Raw genomic sequence first — 20737 nt, forward strand, 5'->3', positions numbered from 1 at the left:
ACCACTCTGTGTGACATGAGCGATCAGATCACCCGAACCAGCAGTTCCGTTAGCGCGATCTCCGCGCCCGCCGCCGTTGCTGCTTCGCCCCAGCGGTTCTCCGTACCGCTGTCCGCCACCCGTCGCGGAGCCCGCCTGGCCAGACTGCTGACCACGGAGCAACTGCGCTCGTGGGGGCTGCCGTTGGACCCCGCGCGGCTCATCGTCGCCGAGCTTGCCAGCAACGCGGCCTTCCATGGCCGGGTCCTCGGCCGGAGCTTTCGCCTCACCCTCGAAGTCACTCCGCCCGGCGCGCTCCGTATCGAAGTGACCGACTCCCGGGGTGATCGTCTGCCCGTGCGTGCGCCGGTGGCCGCCGGCGCCCCGGCCGAAGGAGGCTACGGGTTGTTGCTGGTCGAGGAGTTGGCGGATCGGTGGGGTGTCGCGGATGGGCCGGGGCCGTCCAAGACCGTCTGGGCGGAGCTGGATCCGACAACGCCGCAGGCGGGCCTCACGTCTCGAACTCGCCCACCCAGGAACGCTCCAGCAGATGCCTGGGCAGGTACTCGGACTCGACGTTGATGGGCATGCCCACGTCGTAGGCGAGGCAGGCGATCGCGAGGGGACCGAGGGCGACGGTTCCGCTGATGGACTCCCGTCGGTCCTTGTCCGCGTTCCAGTACTCCTTGTGAAGTCGTAGCGCCTGGACGAGTGTGGCGTTGAACTGCTCCTCGTCACGCTTGAGGAACTGCAGGAACAGGTCGAGCGGTGGATAGAGAATCTTCAGCATCAGCTCGCGGGGGGCGACCCGGAGCCGGTCCGGGTCGGTGCCATGGAAGGCCGCGGTGAACTTGTCGCCGAGGCCGGGACGTTCCATCCAGTAGGCCTGCAGCGCGTCGACCCAGTGGTACACGTACTCGTCGTAGACCGCACCGGAGGCCCGCAGCAGATCGACCGGCACGTCGCAGAGCCGCGTCATCCGTTCCTGGTCCCGGCAGACGATCGCCAGCCAGAACGCGGTGATCCAGTTTCCCGCGTCGGTGAAGTGCTGCGCGCCGATCGCCGGAATCGTGCGCTTCTCATGCGCAATCCGGCACTCCACCGAATCCTCCGAGGTCGTGGCCGCCGCGAACAGGGCGGAGCCGACCTGCATCGCAGCCACCCAGGCTTCCCAGGTCTCGGACTTGTCGGCGGTGGGATCGTGGAGGCAGTGCAGCGCCGCCTTGCTCAAGGCGCTGCTGAAGATCAGGCCGAACATCTCGGGATGCTCCGAGAGAACCTCTATCTCTTCGAGCAAGCGCCGGTCGGCCGCCTCGATGAAGTTCGTCGCATCCCCAGGCGAAGGCTCGTCGTCCCGTGGCACACGTACGGTCATCAGTTGCTCCCGGGGTTGCCGATGTCGAACTGCTGCATCTCGTAACCAGCATATTTGCCGCCCGGTGTGGCATCCGCCTTGACCAGCACGTAGTCGACCTTCCCTGTGGCGAGGGCCATGAGCAGCTTGCTCGCGAGGTCCGCCTCGGCATTGTCCTTCGCCCTGTTCGCCCGCTTGTCCATTTCTTCGAGGATGGTCTCGAAGTACTCACGGGTGCCCTGCTGGACGCGGTTGCCCAGATGACTCGTCCGCTCTCCGATCCTCGCGGTCGTGGATCCCTTGGCCTCGACGACGACGTAACCTCCGTCCGGCTTCTCATAGATCTGATCGAACCGGTTGTTGCCGAAGGCGCCGTCGTCCACACGCCGTGCTCCCGGATAGCGCTCCGGTATGGCGTGGTGCTCCGCGACCCGCTCCCCGAACAGTTCACTCTGCTTGAGCATGTCGCCGTGCAGCGGGGAGTGGGCGGCCTCGGCGGCGTCCATCGCCGCCTCCGCCTCGGCGGTTCGGTGCTTCAGGTACTCCTTCTCGGCAGCGGTCAGCGACTTCTCGGCCGCCTTGTCGGCCACGATGGCGTCGCGACGCGAGGCCGCCCATTCGTCGAGTTGTTTCAGCACGCCGCTGTCGACACTCGTCCGGACCCCTGTCCCGTGCGGATTGGGGTCCACGTACCGTGCCTGGATCGCGGGCGGCAGGTCGCTCTTGGAGATCCACTTGGTGGGATCCGCCGGATCCCGGACCAGAATGGGCAGACGCTGTCCGAACACCTCGACCGAGGCGGACCTGCGGTAACCGTTTGACCGGTAATGGTCCTTGAACCAGCGCGGATCGTTGTTGGCGAGATCCACGTGCCGTTGCATGACGGCACGCGCGTCCATCTGGTCGACACGTTCCGGACGCGGCCGGCCTCCGCCGTCGGCCGCTTCGTCCGTCCTGCCTCCCGCGGCCGCCTCGTCACCGGGGCCACCCGCCTCGTCACCGGACCGCCCCAGATCGTCCAGCCAGCCGGACCCGCCCGAGCCACCCGACGGGGGCGGCAGTCCGTCACCGCCCCGCCCACCGCCGGTGGTGATGCCGTCTCCTCCGCGGCCGACGGCCCCGGCACCGTCCCCCGCGCGGGCCCCGACCGCCGTGGTCTCCCGTGCGCCCGCCGTCCCCGGCGTACGCTCCCCCAGCCCCCCGGTCTCCCCGGCGCGCTGCTCCGCCGTCCGCTCGTGCCGGATGGCGTCCAGGGACTCCCGTACCGTCCCGTCCGCGTTGTGCATGACCAGGGTCTTGGTGTCGACGTAGACGACCTCGCCGTCGGGGGTGGTCATGCGGACGGAGTTCTCGGGGGTGAGGCCGGCCGGGAGGTCGTCGGCGATGTTCGGGGTGTCGGCTATCCGGTACGTGCCCTCGCCGAGCCTGATGTGCGTGCCGTTCGTGATCCCCCGCAGCCCGGCCATGACGTCACTGATCTTCATGGCGGTCCCGCCGATGCCCTTCGCGATGTACGTCATCGGGTCGACGATCCGCCCGGCCTTGCCCGCGAAGGAGATGGCCTTCGCGATCGCACCGGCCTTGCCGGTCGCGGCGACCGCTCCTCCCGCCCCACCCGTGAAGACGGTGGTGAGGACGTTGAAGGTGACCGCCCCGGCCGCCCGGGAGGGGTTCTTGCCCCACTCGTCGTACGCGATGAGCGCCTTCCCGGTCTCCACGACCGCCGTACGGGAGTCGCGCAGCCAGGAGGGGAGTTTGTCCGCCGGGGTCAGCCAGTACGCGGCGCCGAGCGGCGTTCCCGTGATCAGGACGCCGGTCGCGAGCTTGCCGAGGCCGACCCAGGCCTGTCCCGCCGCGTCCCAACCGTTGACGCCGACCAGCGTGCCGAGGCCCTTGATCGTGCCCCACACGCCGTCCACGACGAAGCCGACCGTGAAGTCCCAGGCGTGTTCGTGGAAGTAGTACCAGGGATTGGACTCCTCGACGACGTCACCCCACGGCAGACCCCCGGCGTTGTCGAGGTCCTCGGCGCGATAGCCGTACATGTTGTCTTTGCCGGAGCCGTCGTCGATGACGAGCGGATCCTCGCCGATCAGTGCGACGATCTTGTTGTGGCAGGCCCGTTCGGCGGCCTGGAAGGCGGACCAGGCCGCGTTCACCGCGTTGCGGCGGGCCGTGTTCTCGTCGATGAGGTCGCCGTCCGCGACCCAGTCTTCGTCGTCCGCGACGCGCCGTTCGAACGCCGCCGCCTCCTCGCGGAGCGTGTTGAGCCGGTCGACCAGAGGCCGGACCTCGGCCGCGTAGTCGAGCAGCGCCTTGGAGACCGTCCCCAGCTCGGTCTGCAGGTCGTGGCCGGCCGCCGAGACGGGCGCCGTCGTCGCGAAGAGCTGGTCGGCCTCGGGGGCCTTGTAGAAAGGTTCCAGCAGGTTGAAGTTGGCGTCGATCAGCAGCCCCGCGGCACCGACCGCCATCCCGTCGAACGCTATGTCGCCGGCATCCTTCTCCAGTTGCTCCAGATTTCCGGTGAACTCCGGTATCTCGGCCGAGGCAACGGGCCTGTCCTCGCTCACGCCTACCCCCGTGGACGCACTCGCGGATTCGTTCGCAGATCGCTGCCCTCAAGTGGGCACCGTGACCGCATGTCTGATGCTCCGACGTATGAACGTGTGAGGAGCGCTCAGTCGATCATTTGTACCAAAATTGCGATCGCGATCCCACGTACTTCTGGCCAAAGCTCGCCCGTCGGGGGTACCCGGCCCCCACACTCGACCGTCAAGGACTTCGTGCAGTGCTACGACCCGAGGAGGACCGCTCCAAGCGGGTCGAGACGGACCGCTTCAAGGCGTACACATGCGAGTAGTTGACCGCCGCGACAACAGGATCGGGGTGAGGGCGGAGAGGCGGCGGTAGAGGTTCAGCTGGCAGATGTGATGTCGGTGTCTGTCGTCCGTTGGCGGTACCTCGCCCATTTCCGCGCTGCGGCGGTCAGCGCGGCACGGTGCGGGAGTGGGCGGGTCCGCTCCCAGTTCTCCCACGCGGCATAGAGGGTGCCTGCGAAGGAGGTGACCGTGGTGGGATCGGCCGTGCGGTACTCGGGAACCTGCCGGGCGATCGTCTCTGCCTGCTCCGGCGTGTGTCCGGCGGAGATCAGTCTGGGTACCGTCAGCGCGGTGTCTGCCCACGTTGGGGCGGGGCAGGAAAGGGCCCAGTCCAGCAGCAGCAACTCGCCTGTCGGGGTCACCAGCATGTTGTGAGGGGACATGTCCGTGTGAGCGAGTCCTCTGCCTTGAAACCCGGGCGGTACGTGTACAGGCAGGAAGCCTGCCCACCGTGTGTGAAGCGGCTTCTTGCGCAGGGGCTCGGGCCATGGTGTCCGGGACAGGAGAGCAAGGGCCCCGATGAGAAGGGCGAGGTCTCCGGAGCCCGGAGCCAGCGATGGATGTCGGCCGTCGATGTACTCGTATCCGTAGAGCAGCCATCCGCCGGCGTCGACGTCCCACAGCACGTGGGGTGCGCGCGGTGCGTGGCACGTGACCTGCGCTTCGTGGCGGTACACCCACGCTTGTGAGTCGTCTTTCCGTGTGCCCTTGACGAATACTCGGCCGCCTCGGGTGTGTACGGTGCAGGCGAGCCGGGACATGACCCCGTGCGGCGCGGTCTCGGTCGCCTCGACAGGGCCTGTGTGCCGCTCGACGGCTGCCCGCGTTGCTGCCGGTAGGTCGTGCCATTCGATGCGGTCCACCCGCGTACTCCCGAGTCGGTCGAGCGGTGGGGACCAGCCCCCGGCCTGGCCACAGCGTGGCACAGACCGAGAGCCGGAAGAGGACCTGTCAGGGGTGGTTGGGGCTGTCCGAGCAATTCGCGTGGCACTGCGAGCATTCGGCGAGGTCCAGCTCGGGCCAGAACTCCATGTCGATCTCATACCCGGCGAGGGTGATCGAGTCGACGGTCCGGGCGCGCAGGGCCTTGCCCCCGCCGTGCTCCTCCTTGTCGAGGAACCCGGGCTGGTGGTGCAGGAACCTGCCGAACGTCGACTCGCAGAATTCCTGGTACGCCCTGGTGTGGAGCAGGAAGGCGTGCCAGAAGTCATCGACGAGCGGCGAGGGGCTGAGCGGACGGTCGGCGTAGGCAGACGCCGCGAGGAAGGCGAGCATCTGGCCGACACCACGGTCTGCCTTCTCCTCGGTGAGCTGCGGGAACTTGGCGCGCATGTTGGACACGAGGGTGGCTCGCATGTCTGCGCTGATCAGCGTACGTGCGTCGGTCGTGGGACGGTACTGCATCGTGGTCATGCTCTTGCCTCCATGGCTGGTGGATGGTTGCGGGTACTTGCCGCCCGTCCCGCCTGCTTCGGCCTTCTCGACTTGGTGAGTGGGACGGGAGTGTGGGTCGGCCCCCCTTTCTGAGAGGGCTGAGGGACCGGGCCTGGGCCGCGCGGCTGTCTAGCCCTTGCTTCACCGCACGGATTCTTCGGCCGTCCCGGGTGGGGGGACGGCCCGCGATCCAGTGACGGAGCTTGGAGTACCGGCGGGGCGCCCAGAGGCGGGCGGCTGGCAGTCGGGTCGGCAGACCCAGAGCCGGAACATCAGGCCCCGGTGGCGGACATCGCCCAACACCCGGCCATTCGCCCCCAGGCGTCGGCCGCAGTGGGCACAGTCCATCGCCATCTGCTGACGGGGCCTGAGCACGGCCATGTCCGGAAGGAGCGGCGTCGCCGCGGCCAGGGCACTCACTCGTTGCCTCCGCTTGCGAGTTCCGCCCAGACCTCTTTGCCCCACATGTGCCTGCGTGAGCCGCGCAGGTCGTAGCCCCAGCAGTCGGCCACTGCATCGATCAGGAGCAGCCCTCGGCCCGACTCGCCGTCGTGATCGGCCTGGCGGAGCACCGGCAGGTGTGCGGGGGCGCGGTCCACCACGCCAACACGTACCCGTGTCGCGTTCGACCGGCGGACAGTCAAGCGGATCTCGCGGCAGGTGGTATGCCTGACGGCATTCGCCACCAGTTCAGAAATGATCAAAGTGGCCCCGTCGGCGAGATCTTCGAGACGCCATACGTGAAGGGCGTCCCGGACGAGCTTGCGGCCTATCTCGGCCGTCTCGGGCTCGCAGGGAAAAGTCCGGCTGTAGGTGGGGTGGCCGACGGGGGAGGCCTTAACCGGCGTATTGAGACTCGTCATCGGTATGGAGCCTTCGCGTTGTCTCGGTGCTCAGCTCACCCCTCGTAAGGCTTCGGGGCGGGCTAGGCCGTCAACAGCCGCCCGTACGGGATGAAGGGCGACCGATGACCAGACAACTCCTCTTCCCACCACGTCGGTTAGGGCGTTCACCTCGTCAGCCGACGTAACGAACTAGGGCGATTTGACTTCTGCTTTACCTGGTGAGTGGAGGTGCTGAGGGCTACCGTGCGTAGATGGACACCACGCGCAACGCTGTTCTTGAGGCGTGGATGGCCGAACACGGCTACAGCTCCAACCGCTTTGCTGACGCCGTGAACAGGGCCATCGAGCAGTTAACCGGGCGGCCGGGCGGCCTCGACGGGGCATCGGTCCGGGACTGGAAGGCGGGCCGGGTCAAGTGGCCCAAATCGGTTACCCGCGCGGCACTTGAGGAAGTGACCGGCCTCTCGGCCACCACTCTCGGTTTCGTGCCACGGGGCAGGACTCCTTCCGTCCCGACCCCATTGCAGCACTTGGAGGATTCCGACATGAAGCGCCGCACCCTCGTCGGCGGCATTGCGGCGGCTGCCGCTGCGGCGGCTGCCGGTCCCGGCCCCGCAGCGCCCCGCCGTATCGGCATGAGCGATGTCGAGCGTCTACAGAAGCGCTTTGCAGAGGTCGTCGCGAGTGATCACCGCCACGGCGGACGACTCGGCATCGAACAGCGTGCCGTAGCGCTCGCCGACGAGGCGCTGAACCTTCAGAGGGCAGGCAGCGCCACTCAGCGCGTACGCAATAGCCTCTACGCCTCCGCTGCGGCGTTCCGTTCCTCGGCGATGTGGGCCGCAATCGACGGTCGCCGCCACGACGACGCGAGAGGGCACATGCGTGAGGCTCAGATCCTCGCCGAAATGTCCGGCGATCAGGCCATCAAGTTCCGCATCTGGAGTCACGCGGGGACGATGTACCGGCATATGGGCCGCCCCGTCGATGCTCTCGCGGCGAACGATGTCGCCCGCAACCTGCACATCACGCGCCGCGACCCGCTATTCACGTCCCTGGGGTTGGCCCGGCAGGCGGCCATTCAAGGCGCGGCACATGATCGGAGCGGCACTATCCGTTCAGTGGTTCAGGCGCAGGACGCCATGCTTCGCGCCGATCCCGCCGACTGCCGGCCGGTGTGGATGCTCGCGTTCTATGACCAGGCTGAGCTGGACTCATTGGCTCTCTCGGCATATCTGGCGCTCGGAGACTACCCGACCGCTGAATTCCACGCCCATCGCTGTCTGTCCGCCCTGCGGCCCCATATGGTCCGGTCGCGGGCCATCGCCACAACCCGGCTTGCATACGCTCAGCTCGCGCAGGGTGCAGCCGACACCGCCACGGCCACCGCGATGAAGGTACCGGCCGACGCAGCTACCCAACACGCCCGCGTAACGCGCATGCTGCAAGAGTTCGGGGGCGCGCTGCGCGCCACCGCGCCTGGCAGCTCCGCCGTGCAGACCTGGACCGAGCACGTCGCCACCTTGAGGAACACCGCATGACCACGGTACCCGCCATCGAACTGCGCACGTTCACCGTCCTCGGCCCAGTCCGGGGCGACCTCATCGGCGTGTATGCCGACGTGCGTGCCCCGCTGCTCCACCTTCCGAACTACGCGGTCACGGCGTTCGGTGAACGTCTGGACCGGCATGGCAGCGAGCCGGGGTTCATCGCCGTCCTCGCGTACGCGGACGGTCATCCGGTCGGCTACGCCTACGGCAACACCATCGAGCACAGCGACCGGTACTGGCAGCGCACGAGCCCGGTGCCTGCGGAGAAGTACACCGAGTACCCGGCCGTGGCTCTGAAGGAGATCGGCGTCCGCGCCCAGTGGCGTGGCACGGGAACCGCACGCCGTATCCATGACGCTCTTCTTGCCACGTGTGACGAGCCCTTCGTCACACTCATGGTCAACCCGGCCGCTGGTGACGGAAAGGTCCACGCGCTCTACAGGTCGTGGGGATACGAGGACATCGGACAGAGTCAGCCGTCCCCGGCCTCACCCGTTCTCACGGTCATGATCCGCTCCACCCGCTGACTGGTGCACGCAGGACGCCTCCCCGCCTCGGGCTCCGCTGAAGGAAGACAGCAGCAGACTTCGGGGAGCCGCCCAGAGTCGTATTCGTCGGCTGACCCAAGCACCTTGCGCCGGAGCCCGGAAACCCTGGTCCCGGTCGGGCGGGCGTCGGGGTTCCGGGCGGTAAAAGAGAAAGAAATCCTGGGAAAGAAACCTTCCAAACCATCCAAACCCCGTGTTCGTCACTCGCTGGGGTGAAATGTCTCAAGTCGACTGGCGTGGGGAGGGTTTGGGCGTGCAGTCTCGGCGAAGACAACCGCAGACATGCGTCGGCCCCCGCCGGGACTAGCACTCCCATGCGAGGGCCTGACCACTGAGGAAGACAGGACCTCTTCCCCCATGGCTGAGACGAAGCCTAGCGGCGCCGTGTGCCCGCAGCCGCCTGTTCGGCAAAGCGCCACCCGTTCCGGGGTCACCCACATCAGGGAGTACCAGCCCGACCGGTTCACGATCATCGGCAACCACCTCGCACAGCACCGCGAGTTGTCCCTGACCGCCATCGGGCTCGGTACGCACATCCTGTCGCTGCCCCAGGGCGCCTCCGCGGACATCCGCACCCTCGCCGAGCGGTTCCCCGAGGGGCGGGACCGGATCGCCTTCGCCCTGCGCGAGTTGGAGGCGCACGGATATATCGAGCGGGTGCGCGAGCGGGTCGACGGGGGGCGTGTCGTCACGCGCACGTACGCGTACAACGCCCCGGCGCTCACGCGTGCCCGTCGGACGGCGGCGGACGGGGCGGGCTGCGGTGCCGCGATGCCGCCGAGAGCCATGTCGGTCGGCCAGGGCGCTTCCGAGGGGGCGTCCGCCTCCGTGGCTCCCGCTGTCGCGGCGCCTCCGGTCGCGCCGGGCGTGGACAGCGCCTCCGGTGCCGAAGACCGTGTACGCGCCGCACCCGAGCCCACCACACCGGAGTCCGCCGAACCCGAGTCGCCCGGCAGCGAACACCACGACAAGGCCGTCGCCCTGCTCGTGCGGCTGCGCCGTACCGACAGCCGGTTCACGCTCTCCCGGCGGGACGTACGCCGCCTCACTCCCGCCGTCATCGCCTGGTTCGACAACGGTGCCACGGCGACGGCGGTGCACCACGCCATGACCGCCGACGTGCCCGCCCTCGTCGAGCATCCGGCCGGCTTCCTCGCCTACCGGCTGCGGGAACTGCTGCCACCGCCGCTGCCGCCCCTGCCGGACGTTTCCGAGGGCGAGGCTCCAGAGACCGAGCCGTCCAGCCGGTATTCCATGGTCGACTGCGCGGGTGGCTGCAATCGTGCCTTCCGTCAACCGGAGGGCACGTGGTGCCGGGACTGTCGCGCCGAGCGCGATCGTCGTACCGCCGAGGCGGAAGCCGTCCGCGCCCGCGCGTCCTGAGCCCGGACAGGAAGCCCCTCGCGAGACGTACGAGCCTTCCAACCGACCACACGCCCCACCACGTCGAGGGAGCCGACATGCCCCACCCCATGCCACACCACACGACCCACTCCGCCTACGTGGAGGTGTACAACACGCTGCGCCAAGCGGCCGCCGCGCTGGAGGAACTGAAGCGTACGGGCGCCGGGGAAGGCTACGCGGAACCCTACGCCGGAGCCGCCATGCACGCGGTGAGGTTCGCCGTGGCCGTTCTGCACCCCGTACTGCCCTGCCAGCCGGGGCCGCCCGCCGACCATGAGCCCCAGCGGCAACTGGACCTGGCCGCGCACTGGCGGGACGCCGCGTTCGAGGTCGGCGAGTTCGCGCCGGGGCCCGCGTTGCGCGTCGTCCGGGGCGAGGAAGACACCCGTACGCCAGGAGGTGGCGTCCAGGGGGCGTAAGAAGAACGCGGCGTGCGTCAGTTGGCCCTCGCGGAGCCGGTGTTCGCGCTGGCAGAGTGGACGTGTATCGCGCGAGCCGACGGGGGAGGCACGGGAGCATGACAGCGATGATCTCGGTGAAGGTCGAGGGGCCGGTCGGGCTGGACGAGCCGCAGGAGCTCCTGGAGGAGCTGGGCCGGGAGACGGGGCTGGACTGGCGGCTGGAGACGGTCGGGCAGAAGGGCACGCTGGGCGGCGACATCGCTTTCACCCTGCTGGAAGCGCTGCTGGAGGGCGCTGTCGGCGCCGCGATCGGGGTCGCCGCACAGCGGGCGGTCGACACCTGGCGGGGACGGCGGCTCGACCCGCCGACGGTCACCATCGTCTTCCAGATGCCGCAGACCCCCGGGGCTCCGGGTGCTCCGCAGACGCCCGAGCCCGCGCAGGACCCCGAGCCGCCACAGGGCTCCGGTGACGACGCGGGCGGGCCCGCGGGCCCCGCCACCCCCGAAGGGAGCTGACGGCCATGGCGTCGCGGGCACTGGTGATCGGGGTCGGGGCGTACGACGACGACTCCGGCATAGACGGGTATCCGACGATCGAGGCGAGCGCCCGCGCGTACGGGGCGGCGCTGGCCCGGGACCCGCAGTGGGGCGCGGAGGCGGGCGCCGCGGTGCTGGAGCCGGAGCGGACCCGGACCGCGGACGGGGTGATGCGCGCCCTCCACGACGCGGCCGCCGCCGGGGAGGGACACCAGGACACCCTGCTCGTGGTGTACGTCGGGCACGGGGCGTACTGGCAGGACGTGCCGGGCGGGCAGGTGCACTTCGCGGTCGGCTCGTCCCGGATCAACGAGCCCTGGACCTGGCTGTCCGCCTGGTACGTGTACCGGGCCATCAGGAAGAGCAAGGCCGGCCTCAAGGTGCTGATCGCCGACTGCTGCTACTCCAACATGCTGCCCCACCTGGGACCCGAGTCCGCGCTGCCGGGCGCCCTCGGCACCCGCCACCAGGGCACCTGTGTGCTCACGGCGGTCGGCGGCACCGTCCACAACGCCTGGGCCGACGCCTGCGCGAACCTGCCCAGCCCCCTCGACACGTGCACCCCCTTCAGCGGTCATCTGCTGAACGTGCTCGGCGAGGGCATGCCCGACCACGACGACGACCTCACCCTCGGCGCGCTCCGCGCCGGCATCGACGAGAGCATGCAGGAGTGCGGCGTCCACCACGCCCCCCGCATGCTGCTGAACGACGCCTCCGAGGCGGCCACGCTGTTCACCAACCACGCGAAGGGCCGCCGACCCCGCACGCGCGTGCCGGACACCGTGGACGGATGGGTCCGCGAGCTGCTCCTCAACGGGGAGCGCAATCTGCCCGATCTGATGCGCCGCCCCGACCTCGCCGGCCGGGTCGTCGTACGACTGAAGGCGGGCGACGAGCAGAGCCGCGAACTGGCCCGCCGCGTCGACCGGCGGGCCGCCGAACTCCTGCCGGAGCCGGTCGACTTCGTCAGGTACTGGGGCGAGATCGAACCCGCGATGCTGGGCGGCGGATGAGTGGCGCCGACGGCCAGGGGGCCGACCGCCGGACCGAGCATCTGTTCCAGCTGGACCTCGCCGAGTCGCTCAACGAGGCGTACGCCTGGGTGACGCGGATCCAGGTCGCGCAGTTCGTGGGCATCCTGGGCCGGATGCGGGAGGAGCACCGCGAGGCCATGGCCATGCGGGCCCTGCACGCCTTCGCGCTGCGCCGCCCCGTCCACGAACTGGTCCGCCTCGCCGACCACTTCGACGGGCGGGACGCGGTGATGCTGATGGCGACGGCGGCCCTGTCCCGGCCGGTGGGCGAGGCGGCCGAGCTGGCGCTGATGCAGTACGAGGCCGAGTCGGGCGGCGAGCGGGCCCCGATCACCGCGAGCATCGTGCACGACGTGGCCTGCCAGCGCACCGCGTTCGACGTGGCGGTGTTCGTGCGTGTCCTGGAGCAGCGGGAACCGGCGCTCGCCAAGCGGACCGTGCAGGTGTTCGCGAGCCCCGGTTCCGGCCGCACCAACCTCGACAAGGCGCTGCTGCACACCGCGCTGCGCGACGAGGGCTGCCACCGCGAGGCCGACCGGCTGCTCGGGCTGACCCTGCGGGCGATCGCCGACAGCCCGCCGGGCGCCGCCGGGGCGGGCGAGGAGGACGAGGAGATTGCCGACCTCGCGGGCGCCTTCCAACACCTCAGCCCCGCCGGACGGATCCTGGAACGCTGGGTCGAGGAGCGGCTGAACGCCTCCGACGCCACCGAGGTGGAACGCACCAGGGAACTCGTGGCGCGGCTCATCGCCCGGCGCGGCGCCGGACACGACGCCCTCGCCGAACACATCGGCCGCACTGCGCAGCCCCGGCACGTGGTGAAGCTCTGCGCGCTGCTCGCCAGGGGGGACACGGCGTCCCCCGCCAAGTGCGCCCTGGTACGGCGGTACGCGGCCGGGCACAAGAACGTGCAGGAACTGGCCGTGCTGGTGGCGTTCTGGCACAAGGAGCCGGCCCTGACGCGGACGACCCGCGATCTGCTGACGGACATCGTGGCGGGCGCCGCGGGCGCCGCGGGCGCCGCGGGCGCCGCAGGCGCCGGGGATGCCGGGGATGCCGGGGGTTCCGTGGGCGGCGGGCCGGCCGTGCCCCGCACCCTGAACGAGCTGCGGCAACTGGACGAGTGGCTGCGGGTGGAGGACGCCGACCCCCGCTGCTCCCAGATGCTGGGACACGCGGCCGCCGTCCATGTCGAGGGGCGCTCCGGCGCCGACCTGGTGACCCTGCTGGGCCGGGTCGCGCGCAGCCGCGACCGGACCCGGGCCGCCGACACCGTGGGGCGGCGGCTCGCCACGGCCGTGATGCGGCCGCACGCGGACCGCGACCGGTTCGTGGACTGTCTGCGCGCGCTGCACGAGGCCAGGTACTCCGTCGCCGTACGCGCCGCCTACCGTGAACTGTCCGACCCCTCGCACGCGTTGACGGTCGACGCCGCGCTGGTCGCCGATGTCGCGGGGCGACTGCACCGCGCCGGGCTGCACAAGGTGGCCTGGACCCTGCTCGAACGGTTGCTGGAGAACGAGCAGTTGGTGACCCCGGCCGATGTGGTCGAGGTCGTCGGCGGGGTGCTGGCGCTGCCGCTGCCGGACGCGGAACTGCTGCTGCGGGCCACCGTGGGCCGCTGGTCCGACGTCGGGCACCGCGACGACGCGGTGACCGCGCTGCGGGACGCCGGGCGGCGCGAGGCCGCGGAGTGGGTCATCAAGTCCCTGCGGTGACCGCCGCCCTCGGCTCCGGAGCCGGTTCGTGCCGGGGGGCGGGCAGGGTCGGTGGCACGGCGGCCATGTAGCGGCGGCATGCCTTGACCAGCAGGGGGAAGAGGACGGCCGCGGAGAGGGCGGAGACGGGCAGGGTCACGAGACCCACGTCCTCGAACCTCCCGTCCAGGGCGTCCCGCAGCCCGGTGCACAGCACGAGCACCGCCAGATGGGCGAGGAAGAGCAGCGCCGGCCGTACGGCGGGGTCGTCGCGGCGCGCGAAGCGGGAGACGTGGTCGCGGGCGTCGTAGCGGCGCAACAGACGCCCCACGAGGGGCAGGTCGAGCCGGGCGAGCCACGGCAGGCCGAGCAGCAGGGCCGAGCCCACCCCCACGGCGGCCATGCCCCGCCACACCTTGCCCCACCCGGCCTCGTGGATCACCACGGCGATCGCGATGAACGCGGTGAAGGAGAGCACCAGGTGCAGCACACGGCGGGCCCCCGGGAACCCCGGCGGTCTCAACGCCACCAGGACGACACCCGGCATGGCGTACACCACCAGCGCCGGCACGCTGTTGAGGGCGACCAGGTCCTCCCAGCTGCCCTCCACCAGGAGGAGCATCACCAGGCCGATGGTGAAGTTGACCAGCAGGATCATCCAGAACGCGTCGATCTCGGCACCCCGGAACCGGAACGACGCCCGGCGGGCCGTCTGCAGTCCCCGGTGGGTGAGGTGGGCGCGGCTCAGGGCGGCGACCTCGCGGGTCAGGGCGTGGGTGAAGACGATCCCGGAACCCATGGGGGACAGCACCGCGTTCAGGCGGATCAGCCAGACCAGCCAGACCCCGCCCAGGGCCGTGGCGAACTGGGCGTAGGGGGACGCCAGCATGTTCCCGGTGAGCTCGCCGCAGAGCCCGCCGAAGATCCACTGGAGAGCCGTGTACAGCACGAACGCGCCGACGAGGGTGCCGTACACCGCCCACCGCAGCCGGGCGGCCTCGCCCCGGCCGCGCCGTTTGACGTTGCCCGCGAAGTCGAGCGGGGCCTGGAAGCCGATGTACGCGTAGATGATGCTGCCGCCCAGCACCATGTACAGGAAGTCCTGCGGCTCCGGGTGCCCGGCCCTCGCCTGGAGGGCCGCCTTGGTGTCCTCCTGCCCGCTGAGGTACCAGACGTCCTTCGGCACACAGGTGTGGGCGGTGTCGAGGGCGTAGCGCCACAGGCAGACGACGATCAGCACCGGGATCAGGACCTTCACCACGGTGACGACCAGGTTCAGCCGGATCAGCCTGCGCTGCGGCAGCAGATTGACGGCCATGATCAACGCCAGGAACGCCACCGCGCACAGCAGACCGGTGCCCGACAGGTCGTAGGGCCGGGGCACGCTCTCGGTGAGCCCGCCGGCCACCGCCAGCCGGTCCCCGTTCTCCAGCAGCCACGGGTACTCGTACGCCAGCCCGCGGACCATGGCCGCCGCCTCGCTCGCCGGGTTCGCCGCGTAGACGACCCACAGGCCGGTGGCCACGACCGTGGCCACGAGCGGCCCGGCGGCCTGGAGCGGCAGGAAGATCAGCCCGCCGGTCTTGGGGACGGCGATCCCCAGTTCGACCATCACGGCGGCGATCAGCAGCATCAGCGCCCCGCCGGCCACCCACCCCCATATGGCGTCCGCGCCGAGCCCCCAGAAGGCGGGGCCCGCCGCGAGCAGCCAGCCGGACCCCACCACGCCCCCGGCCGCCAGGCCGACGAGGTCCAGGGTGGACAGGCGGCGTCGTTCGTCCGCGGCCTCCGCCGTGTTCTCACACGCGGGACCACGCTCCCCCGTACCACCCAACGCCATCCCCCTTTGACCTGAGTACCGGTACGAACTGCCCTACTCGCAGGTTACGCACGCGTGGACACGCCTGGTGAGGTGAATGACGCGATCGTCACCGGGTGGGGAGCGGATCGTCACCGGGCGGGGTCAGCGGATCGTCACCGGGCGGGGGAGCGGACCGCCGACGGTACGTCGGTAAAGGGGGTGCCGGGGCGGGCGTAGCGTAGGGGTATGTCGACGTACGGATCCTTTCCCGGTACGCGGCCGCGGCGGCTGCGCACTTCGCCCGTGATGCGCCGGATGGTCGCGGAGACGCGGCTGCATCCGGCGGACTTCATCCTTCCCGCGTTCGTGCGGGAAGGGGTCAGCGAGCCGGTGCCGATCGCCGCGATGCCGGGGGTCGTGCAGCACACGCGCGACAGCCTGAAGAAGGCCGCCGCGGAGGCCGTCGAGGCCGGGATCTCCGGGATCATGCTGTTCGGGGTGCCGGAGGACGCGAAGAAGGACGCCCTGGGCACGCCGGGGACGGACCCGGACGGAATTCTCCAGGTCGCCCTCCGCGACGTACGGGCCGAGGTCGGCGACGAGCTGCTGGTGATGTCGGACCTGTGTCTCGACGAGACCACGGACCACGGGCACTGCGGGGTGCTCGACGCGGAGGGCCGCGTCGACAACGACGCCACGCTGGAGCGGTACGCCGAGATGGCCCAGGTGCAGGCCGACGCCGGTGCGCACGTGGTCGGGCCCAGCGGCATGATGGACGGCCAGATCGGTGTCGTCCGCGACGCGCTCGACCAGATCGGGCGGGAGGACGTGGCGATCCTGGCCTACACGGCCAAGTACGCGTCCGCGTTCTACGGCCCCTTCCGCGAGGCCGTCGCCTCCTCGCTCCGGGGGGACCGCAAGACCTACCAGCAGGACCCCGCCAACGCACGGGAGTCGCTGCGGGAGTTGGCCCTCGACCTGGAGGAGGGCGCCGACATGGTGATGGTGAAGCCGGCCGGTCCCTACCTCGACATCCTGGCGAAGGTCGCGGACGCCGTGGACGTGCCGGTCGCCGCGTACCAGATCTCCGGTGAGTACTCGATGGTCGAGGCCGCCGCGGAGAAGGGCTGGATCGACCGGGACCGGGCGATCCTGGAGACGCTGACCGGCATCAAGCGGGCCGGCGCGCAGAACATCCTCACGTACTGGGCCGTCGAGGCGGCCCGGATGGTGCGCTGAGCGGCGCGATCCCCGTGCGGGAGCGGCCCCGGGCGACGCGGTGTGCGTCGGCCGGGGCCGTCCGTCGTTCGGGAGCGTCGTTCGGGAGCGTCGTCCGTCGTCTGTCGTCTGTCGTCCGTCGTCCGTCGTCTGTCGTCCGTCGTTCCGGGCCGTCGCGGTCCTGGTCCGGTCAGTACATGAGGGCGTCGTCGATCGTCGACTGCCAGTACGTCACGGCCAGGGTGCTGTCGTAGTAGACGCCCTTCGCCGGCAGGGACGGGGACGCGGTGGCGCCGCCGTTGCTGCCGGTCTCCCTGCCCTGGAAGCCGATGGCGACCTTCTTGGCGGTGGTGCCGTTCTCGCCGCTGCCGTCGGCGGCGGACAGCAGGACGCCCGCGTAGCCGGACTCGCCGGGGGCGAGGGTCACGACGGCCTGGGGCTGGGACTCCTCGACGACCCTCGGGGCCCACTGGACCTGGTCGAAGCGGACGGTCGGGTAGTAGTACAGGTCGCAGACCTTCGTGCCGGTGTTCTTGACGGTGATCAGCATGTGGTTGAGGGGGCGGGTGACGGGCTTCATCGTGACGGCCGTGTTCGAGCCGTTGCAGGTGACCCGGTTGGCCGGGGCGGACGGGGCGCCGCCCTTCTTCGACGCCTGGTTGACGGTGCCCGTGTCCGTGCCTGTGCCCGTGTCCGTGCCTGTGCCCGTGTCCGTGCCGGTGCCCGTGTCCGTAGCCGTGTTCATGCCGCTGTCCGTACCGCTGCCCGTGCCCTTGTCCGTGCCCGTGCGCGGGGAGCCGTCGGTGGTCGACACCGTGGAGTGGGCGGCGCCCTCGTCCTTCGTGCCCGTGCCGTCGCCGCACGCGGTGAGGGAGAGGGCCGCGAGGGCCGCTCCGGCCGCGACGAGCAGACGGGAGGGGCGGACGGTGCGGGCGGTGCGGTACGTACGCATGACGGAGTCCCTTTCGGACAAAGCCGGTGGAGCAGGCTGAGAACAAGTGGTCGAACCCGCGCCGCTCGACCGGACTTTCGGGAGCGGCGTGTTTGGATGACCAGAGCTTGCGGGCTGATCCGTCCCGGCCGCCACACCGGGGGGACGATCAGGGACGCTGGAATGCTCGCAATGCCTGTGACCTGGATGAACGTCCCTTCCCTGGAACGCGGAACGGGACGTCGGGGCGGTGAGGGGATGGAGAGAACGTGTCGGGGAGCGGTGCCGGGAACGGCATGGCGGCTGGTTTCGCGGAACAGCTGCGGGAGTTGAAGGAGCGCTCCGGGCTCAGCTACGGGGTGCTCGCCAAGCGGCTCCACATGAGTACGTCGACGCTGCACCGGTACTGCAACGGGGACGCCGTACCGGCGGACTACGCGCCCGTCGAGCGGCTGGCCCGTCTCTGCAGGGCGACGCCCGAGGAACTGGTCGAGCTGCACCGCAGATGGGTGCTCGCGGATGCCACGCGGGGGCGCAGGGCGGGGGACGTCCATGCCGCCGGCGGCGATGCATCCCAGGCTTCGCCGAAGGGCGCGCGGGAGCGGCAGACGCCGGCCCCGGCGGCGGAAGCCTCGGGTTCGGGCGGGCGGGAGGCGCCGGGCCCGCCGGAGGCCGTGGTCGCCGAGGAGACGGTCGCCGAGGAGACGGTCGTGGAGGAGACGGTCGTGGAGGGCGGCTCGGGTGCCCGGGAGTCCCGTGGGGCCTCACGACCGCGGCGGCGTGCCCTCGTCGCGGGGGTGGCCGCCGCCGCGCTGCTCGGTGCCGTCACGCTCGCGGTGAGTCTGCCGCCCGGCGAGTCGGGGGACGAGGGCGGACGCCGCACCGTCGGGGCCGCGTCCTCCGGGGGCGGGGCGGCCGCGGACGAGGTCTCCGCGTCGCCGTCCGACGCCTCGCCCTCGCCCTCCGGGAGCGCGGGGGACGGGAAGGGCGCGAAGGGCGGAAAGGACGCGAGGGGTGAGGGGACGGGGGCGCGGGCATCCGCCGGTGGCGCCGGGCCGACGGGCTCCGGGGCGGGCGGCGATGACTCCGCTTCCCTCGACCCGCCGCTGTCCGTGAAGGTGCAGCCGTACTCCTGGGAGAGCCCGTGCTCCCAGCGGTACCTGGTCAACCGGCCGCCCACGGAGGTCGACGAGCCGCCGCTGGAGCAGGAAGCGGCCTCCTGGGTGGCTTCGGCCGGGGCCGTCTCGTCCGGCCAACAGTTCCTGACGCTCACCCTCCAGGGCACCGGAAAGGAGACGGTCGTCGTGAACAGCATCAAGGTCCGCACGGTGGCCAAGCGCCAGCCGCTCCCCTGGAACGACTACGTCATGGGGTATCCCGGTGTCGGATGCGGGGCCGGTGTGCCGACCCGGTCCTTCACGGTCGCCCTCGACGCCGCGCGGCCCCTCGTCCGGCCCGTGGCCGGGAGCAGGGACTTCCCCTACTCCGTCAGCGAGTCCGACCCGGAGGTGTACTACATCACGGCCGACGCCTCGGCGTACGACGTCAGTTGGTACCTGGAGGTCACGTGGTCCGCCGGCGACCGCAGTGACACGCTGACGGTGGGGGACGACGGCAGGCCGTTCCGCACCAGCGGCAACAACGGTCGCCCGGCCTACGAGTTCCCGCTGAACGGGAAGAACTGGGTCAAGGAGGGGACGACGCTGGGCGGGGACGGCTGAGCCGGGACGGTCGGTCGGCGTGTGTCGGCACGATCGTGAGGGTCGTCCTTCATGGCCACCGAGGGGGAACACGGGGAGAACCGGTACGGCGCCGACCCGAAGGGGCTCGCGGTGTGACCGGGGCGCGGCCGGTCGCGTGACCGAGGCCCTGGCCCGGACGGGCGGAGGCCCGGGTGGGCGGAGGGCCGGGTGGGCGGAGGGTCGGTGGACGGCCGGATTTCGGCGACATCAACTCCCGCCTAACGATAGGTTGTTGTGCGTTCAACGACGACTCCCCAGGAGAGGCTTCATGGCCGGTGACGCGCTCAGCCAGGACCCCGCCGACTTGCGGAGGAGGATCGACACCGGCAAGGCGCATCCGGCACGTGTCTACGACGTCTTCCTCGGCGGCAAGGACAACTACCCCGTGGACCGTGAGGCGGCCGGCGCAGCACTCGCGGCCAACCCGCGCGGGTACCTCGACGTGCGGCACAACCGGGACTTCCTGCGCCGCGCCGTGACCACGCTCGCCAAGGACGAGGGCGTCCGGCAGTTCCTCGACATCGGCACCGGGCTGCCGACCGCCGAGAACGTCCACCAGATCGCCCAGGACATCACCCCCGGCACCCGGGTCGTCTACGTCGACAACGACCCGGTGGTGCTCGCCCACGCCCGGGCGCTGCTCACCAGCGGGCCGGAGGGCGCCACCGACTACGTCGACGCCGACTTCCGGGAACCGGCGCGCATTCTCGAAGAGGCCGCCAGGACACTCGACTTCGACCAACCGATCGCGCTGTGCCTGGTGGCGCTGCTGCACTTCGTCGAGGACGAGGTCGCCTACCCCGTCGTCCGCCGGCTGGTCGACGCGCTGCCCGCCGGGAGCCGGCTCGTCCTCACCCATCTCACGGAGGACCTGAACCCGTCGAAGATCCGCGCGGTGCAGGAGACGTACACCAAACGGGGGTTCACCTTCGTGCTGCGCTCCAGGGACGAGGTCGCCCGGTTCTTCGAGCAGAGCGGGCTCGTGGTGGACGAGCCGGGGGTCGTTCCCGTCCACCACTGGCGGTTCGAGGAGGGCGCGCCGCTGCCTCCGGAGGTGGAACCGCAGGCGTTCGCCGCGTTGGACGACATCGAGAAGGTCCGCTACCGGGACATCAACGATGTGACCGACGCGGACATCAACGTGTACGCGGCCACCGGCAGGAAGCGGTAGCGGCCACCGCAGGGAGGGGGTAGCCGGCCCCGCGGCAGGGGGGAGCGGCCCCCGCCCCCGCCCGGGAAGGGGGCGGCGGCCGCACCGCCTCCCCTTTCAGAGCTCCGAACAGAAGTGGAGCCCGGCTCGCGACGCCTGGCACGCACGCTCGCCGCGTTGCCGAAAGCCCCTGGTAGCCCCGCTACAAGGAGCTTCCGGCGCCTTGCGATC

18 protein-coding genes are annotated in these 20737 nt (G+C 70.6%); 11 read left to right on the forward strand and 7 right to left on the reverse strand.

The annotated features are described in order from the left end of the window. Positions 1–15 precede the first annotated feature (15 nt). Positions 16–561 carry an ATP-binding protein gene (locus AC067N_RS24615; RefSeq protein WP_478681046.1) on the forward strand — a complete coding sequence of 182 codons (546 nt, stop codon included), beginning with the start codon at positions 16–18 and terminating at the stop codon, positions 559–561. Here the strand turns inward: AC067N_RS24615 and AC067N_RS24620 are convergent. The 5 genes from AC067N_RS24620 to AC067N_RS24640 form a co-directional block, all read right to left on the reverse strand. Further along, on the reverse strand, positions 491–1354 hold the full coding sequence (locus AC067N_RS24620; protein ID WP_478681047.1) for an immunity 49 family protein: 864 nt from the start codon (positions 1352–1354) through the stop codon (positions 491–493). The two genes, AC067N_RS24615 and AC067N_RS24620, sit on opposite strands and share 71 nt — an antisense overlap. Next, a complete protein-coding gene (locus tag AC067N_RS24625) occupies positions 1354–3903 on the reverse strand; it encodes a hypothetical protein (RefSeq protein ID WP_478681048.1) in 2550 nt (849 codons plus the stop codon). The genes AC067N_RS24620 and AC067N_RS24625 overlap by 1 nt, the downstream gene beginning before the upstream one ends. A 344-nt stretch (positions 3904–4247) precedes the next feature. Next, complete coding sequence (locus AC067N_RS24630; RefSeq protein WP_478681049.1) at positions 4248–4595, reverse strand: hypothetical protein; 348 nt, start codon at positions 4593–4595, stop codon at positions 4248–4250. A 568-nt stretch (positions 4596–5163) separates the two neighbouring features. Continuing rightward, positions 5164–5625: a glycine-rich domain-containing protein gene (locus AC067N_RS24635; protein ID WP_478681050.1), complete on the reverse strand. Its 462-nt coding sequence runs from the start codon at positions 5623–5625 to the stop codon at positions 5164–5166. 437 nt (positions 5626–6062) lie between these two features. Continuing rightward, on the reverse strand, positions 6063–6509 hold the full coding sequence (locus tag AC067N_RS24640; protein ID WP_478681051.1) for an ATP-binding protein: 447 nt from the start codon (positions 6507–6509) through the stop codon (positions 6063–6065). A 233-nt stretch (positions 6510–6742) separates the two neighbouring features. On the opposite strand from AC067N_RS24640, the gene AC067N_RS24645 reads away from it, so the two are divergent. The 7 genes from AC067N_RS24645 to AC067N_RS24675 all read left to right on the forward strand — a co-directional run bounded on the left by AC067N_RS24645 (position 6743) and on the right by AC067N_RS24675 (position 13685). After that, a complete protein-coding gene (locus AC067N_RS24645; protein ID WP_478681052.1) occupies positions 6743–8032 on the forward strand; it encodes an XRE family transcriptional regulator in 1290 nt (429 codons plus the stop codon). After that, positions 8029–8568, forward strand: coding sequence for an N-acetyltransferase family protein (locus AC067N_RS24650; RefSeq protein ID WP_478681053.1), 540 nt, complete (start codon positions 8029–8031; stop codon positions 8566–8568). Before AC067N_RS24645 ends, AC067N_RS24650 begins: the two co-directional genes overlap by 4 nt. Before the next feature lie 378 nt (positions 8569–8946). Continuing rightward, a complete protein-coding gene (locus AC067N_RS24655; RefSeq protein ID WP_478681054.1) occupies positions 8947–9972 on the forward strand; it encodes a helix-turn-helix domain-containing protein in 1026 nt (341 codons plus the stop codon). 77 nt (positions 9973–10049) lie between these two features. Then, the gene (locus AC067N_RS24660) at positions 10050–10412 is read left to right on the forward strand and encodes a hypothetical protein (RefSeq protein ID WP_478681055.1); all 363 of its coding nucleotides are present in this window, start codon (positions 10050–10052) and stop codon (positions 10410–10412) included. 98 nt (positions 10413–10510) lie between these two features. Next, complete coding sequence (locus AC067N_RS24665) at positions 10511–10912, forward strand: hypothetical protein (protein ID WP_478681056.1); 402 nt, start codon at positions 10511–10513, stop codon at positions 10910–10912. Between the two features lie 5 nt (positions 10913–10917). Further along, positions 10918–11946: a hypothetical protein gene (locus tag AC067N_RS24670; protein WP_478681057.1), complete on the forward strand. Its 1029-nt coding sequence runs from the start codon at positions 10918–10920 to the stop codon at positions 11944–11946. Further along, positions 11943–13685 (forward strand): hypothetical protein, encoded by a 1743-nt coding sequence (locus AC067N_RS24675; protein WP_478681058.1) that lies wholly within the window; start codon positions 11943–11945, stop codon positions 13683–13685. Before AC067N_RS24670 ends, AC067N_RS24675 begins: the two co-directional genes overlap by 4 nt. Here the strand turns inward: AC067N_RS24675 and AC067N_RS24680 are convergent. Continuing rightward, positions 13669–15498, reverse strand: coding sequence for an APC family permease (locus tag AC067N_RS24680; RefSeq protein ID WP_478681059.1), 1830 nt, complete (start codon positions 15496–15498; stop codon positions 13669–13671). The genes AC067N_RS24675 and AC067N_RS24680 overlap by 17 nt on opposite strands. Before the next feature lie 213 nt (positions 15499–15711). Here AC067N_RS24680 and hemB point away from each other — a divergent pair, with 213 nt between their 5' ends. Beyond that, on the forward strand, positions 15712–16704 hold the full coding sequence (gene hemB / locus AC067N_RS24685; protein WP_478681060.1) for a porphobilinogen synthase: 993 nt from the start codon (positions 15712–15714) through the stop codon (positions 16702–16704). A 169-nt stretch (positions 16705–16873) separates the two neighbouring features. Here hemB and AC067N_RS24690 read toward each other — a convergent pair whose 3' ends face one another. Then, on the reverse strand, positions 16874–17635 hold the full coding sequence (locus AC067N_RS24690) for a DUF4232 domain-containing protein (RefSeq protein ID WP_478681061.1): 762 nt from the start codon (positions 17633–17635) through the stop codon (positions 16874–16876). 248 nt (positions 17636–17883) lie between these two features. Here AC067N_RS24690 and AC067N_RS24695 point away from each other — a divergent pair, with 248 nt between their 5' ends. Further along, a complete protein-coding gene (locus AC067N_RS24695) occupies positions 17884–19335 on the forward strand; it encodes a helix-turn-helix domain-containing protein (protein ID WP_478681062.1) in 1452 nt (483 codons plus the stop codon). Between the two features lie 289 nt (positions 19336–19624). After that, complete coding sequence (locus AC067N_RS24700) at positions 19625–20527, forward strand: SAM-dependent methyltransferase (protein WP_478681063.1); 903 nt, start codon at positions 19625–19627, stop codon at positions 20525–20527. Positions 20528–20737 lie beyond the last annotated feature (210 nt).

The organism is Streptomyces sp. NPDC042364, from assembly GCF_056437585.1.

What these genes read in the sequence shown, in the direction of transcription:
- AC067N_RS24615 (WP_478681046.1), top strand. Translation starts at nt 16, where the DNA reads ATGAGCGATCAGATCACCCGAACCAGCAGTTCCGTTAGCGCGATCTCC.
- AC067N_RS24655 (WP_478681054.1), top strand. Translation starts at nt 8,947, where the DNA reads ATGGCTGAGACGAAGCCTAGCGGCGCCGTGTGCCCGCAGCCGCCTGTT.
- AC067N_RS24640 (WP_478681051.1), bottom strand. Translation starts at nt 6,509, where the DNA reads ATGACGAGTCTCAATACGCCGGTTAAGGCCTCCCCCGTCGGCCACCCC.
- hemB (WP_478681060.1), top strand. Translation starts at nt 15,712, where the DNA reads ATGTCGACGTACGGATCCTTTCCCGGTACGCGGCCGCGGCGGCTGCGC.
- AC067N_RS24675 (WP_478681058.1), top strand. Translation starts at nt 11,943, where the DNA reads ATGAGTGGCGCCGACGGCCAGGGGGCCGACCGCCGGACCGAGCATCTG.
- AC067N_RS24700 (WP_478681063.1), top strand. Translation starts at nt 19,625, where the DNA reads ATGGCCGGTGACGCGCTCAGCCAGGACCCCGCCGACTTGCGGAGGAGG.
- AC067N_RS24645 (WP_478681052.1), top strand. Translation starts at nt 6,743, where the DNA reads ATGGACACCACGCGCAACGCTGTTCTTGAGGCGTGGATGGCCGAACAC.
- AC067N_RS24635 (WP_478681050.1), bottom strand. Translation starts at nt 5,625, where the DNA reads ATGACCACGATGCAGTACCGTCCCACGACCGACGCACGTACGCTGATC.
- AC067N_RS24650 (WP_478681053.1), top strand. Translation starts at nt 8,029, where the DNA reads ATGACCACGGTACCCGCCATCGAACTGCGCACGTTCACCGTCCTCGGC.
- AC067N_RS24690 (WP_478681061.1), bottom strand. Translation starts at nt 17,635, where the DNA reads ATGCGTACGTACCGCACCGCCCGCACCGTCCGCCCCTCCCGTCTGCTC.
- AC067N_RS24670 (WP_478681057.1), top strand. Translation starts at nt 10,918, where the DNA reads ATGGCGTCGCGGGCACTGGTGATCGGGGTCGGGGCGTACGACGACGAC.
- AC067N_RS24665 (WP_478681056.1), top strand. Translation starts at nt 10,511, where the DNA reads ATGACAGCGATGATCTCGGTGAAGGTCGAGGGGCCGGTCGGGCTGGAC.
- AC067N_RS24660 (WP_478681055.1), top strand. Translation starts at nt 10,050, where the DNA reads ATGCCCCACCCCATGCCACACCACACGACCCACTCCGCCTACGTGGAG.
- AC067N_RS24630 (WP_478681049.1), bottom strand. Translation starts at nt 4,595, where the DNA reads ATGTCCCCTCACAACATGCTGGTGACCCCGACAGGCGAGTTGCTGCTG.
- AC067N_RS24620 (WP_478681047.1), bottom strand. Translation starts at nt 1,354, where the DNA reads ATGACCGTACGTGTGCCACGGGACGACGAGCCTTCGCCTGGGGATGCG.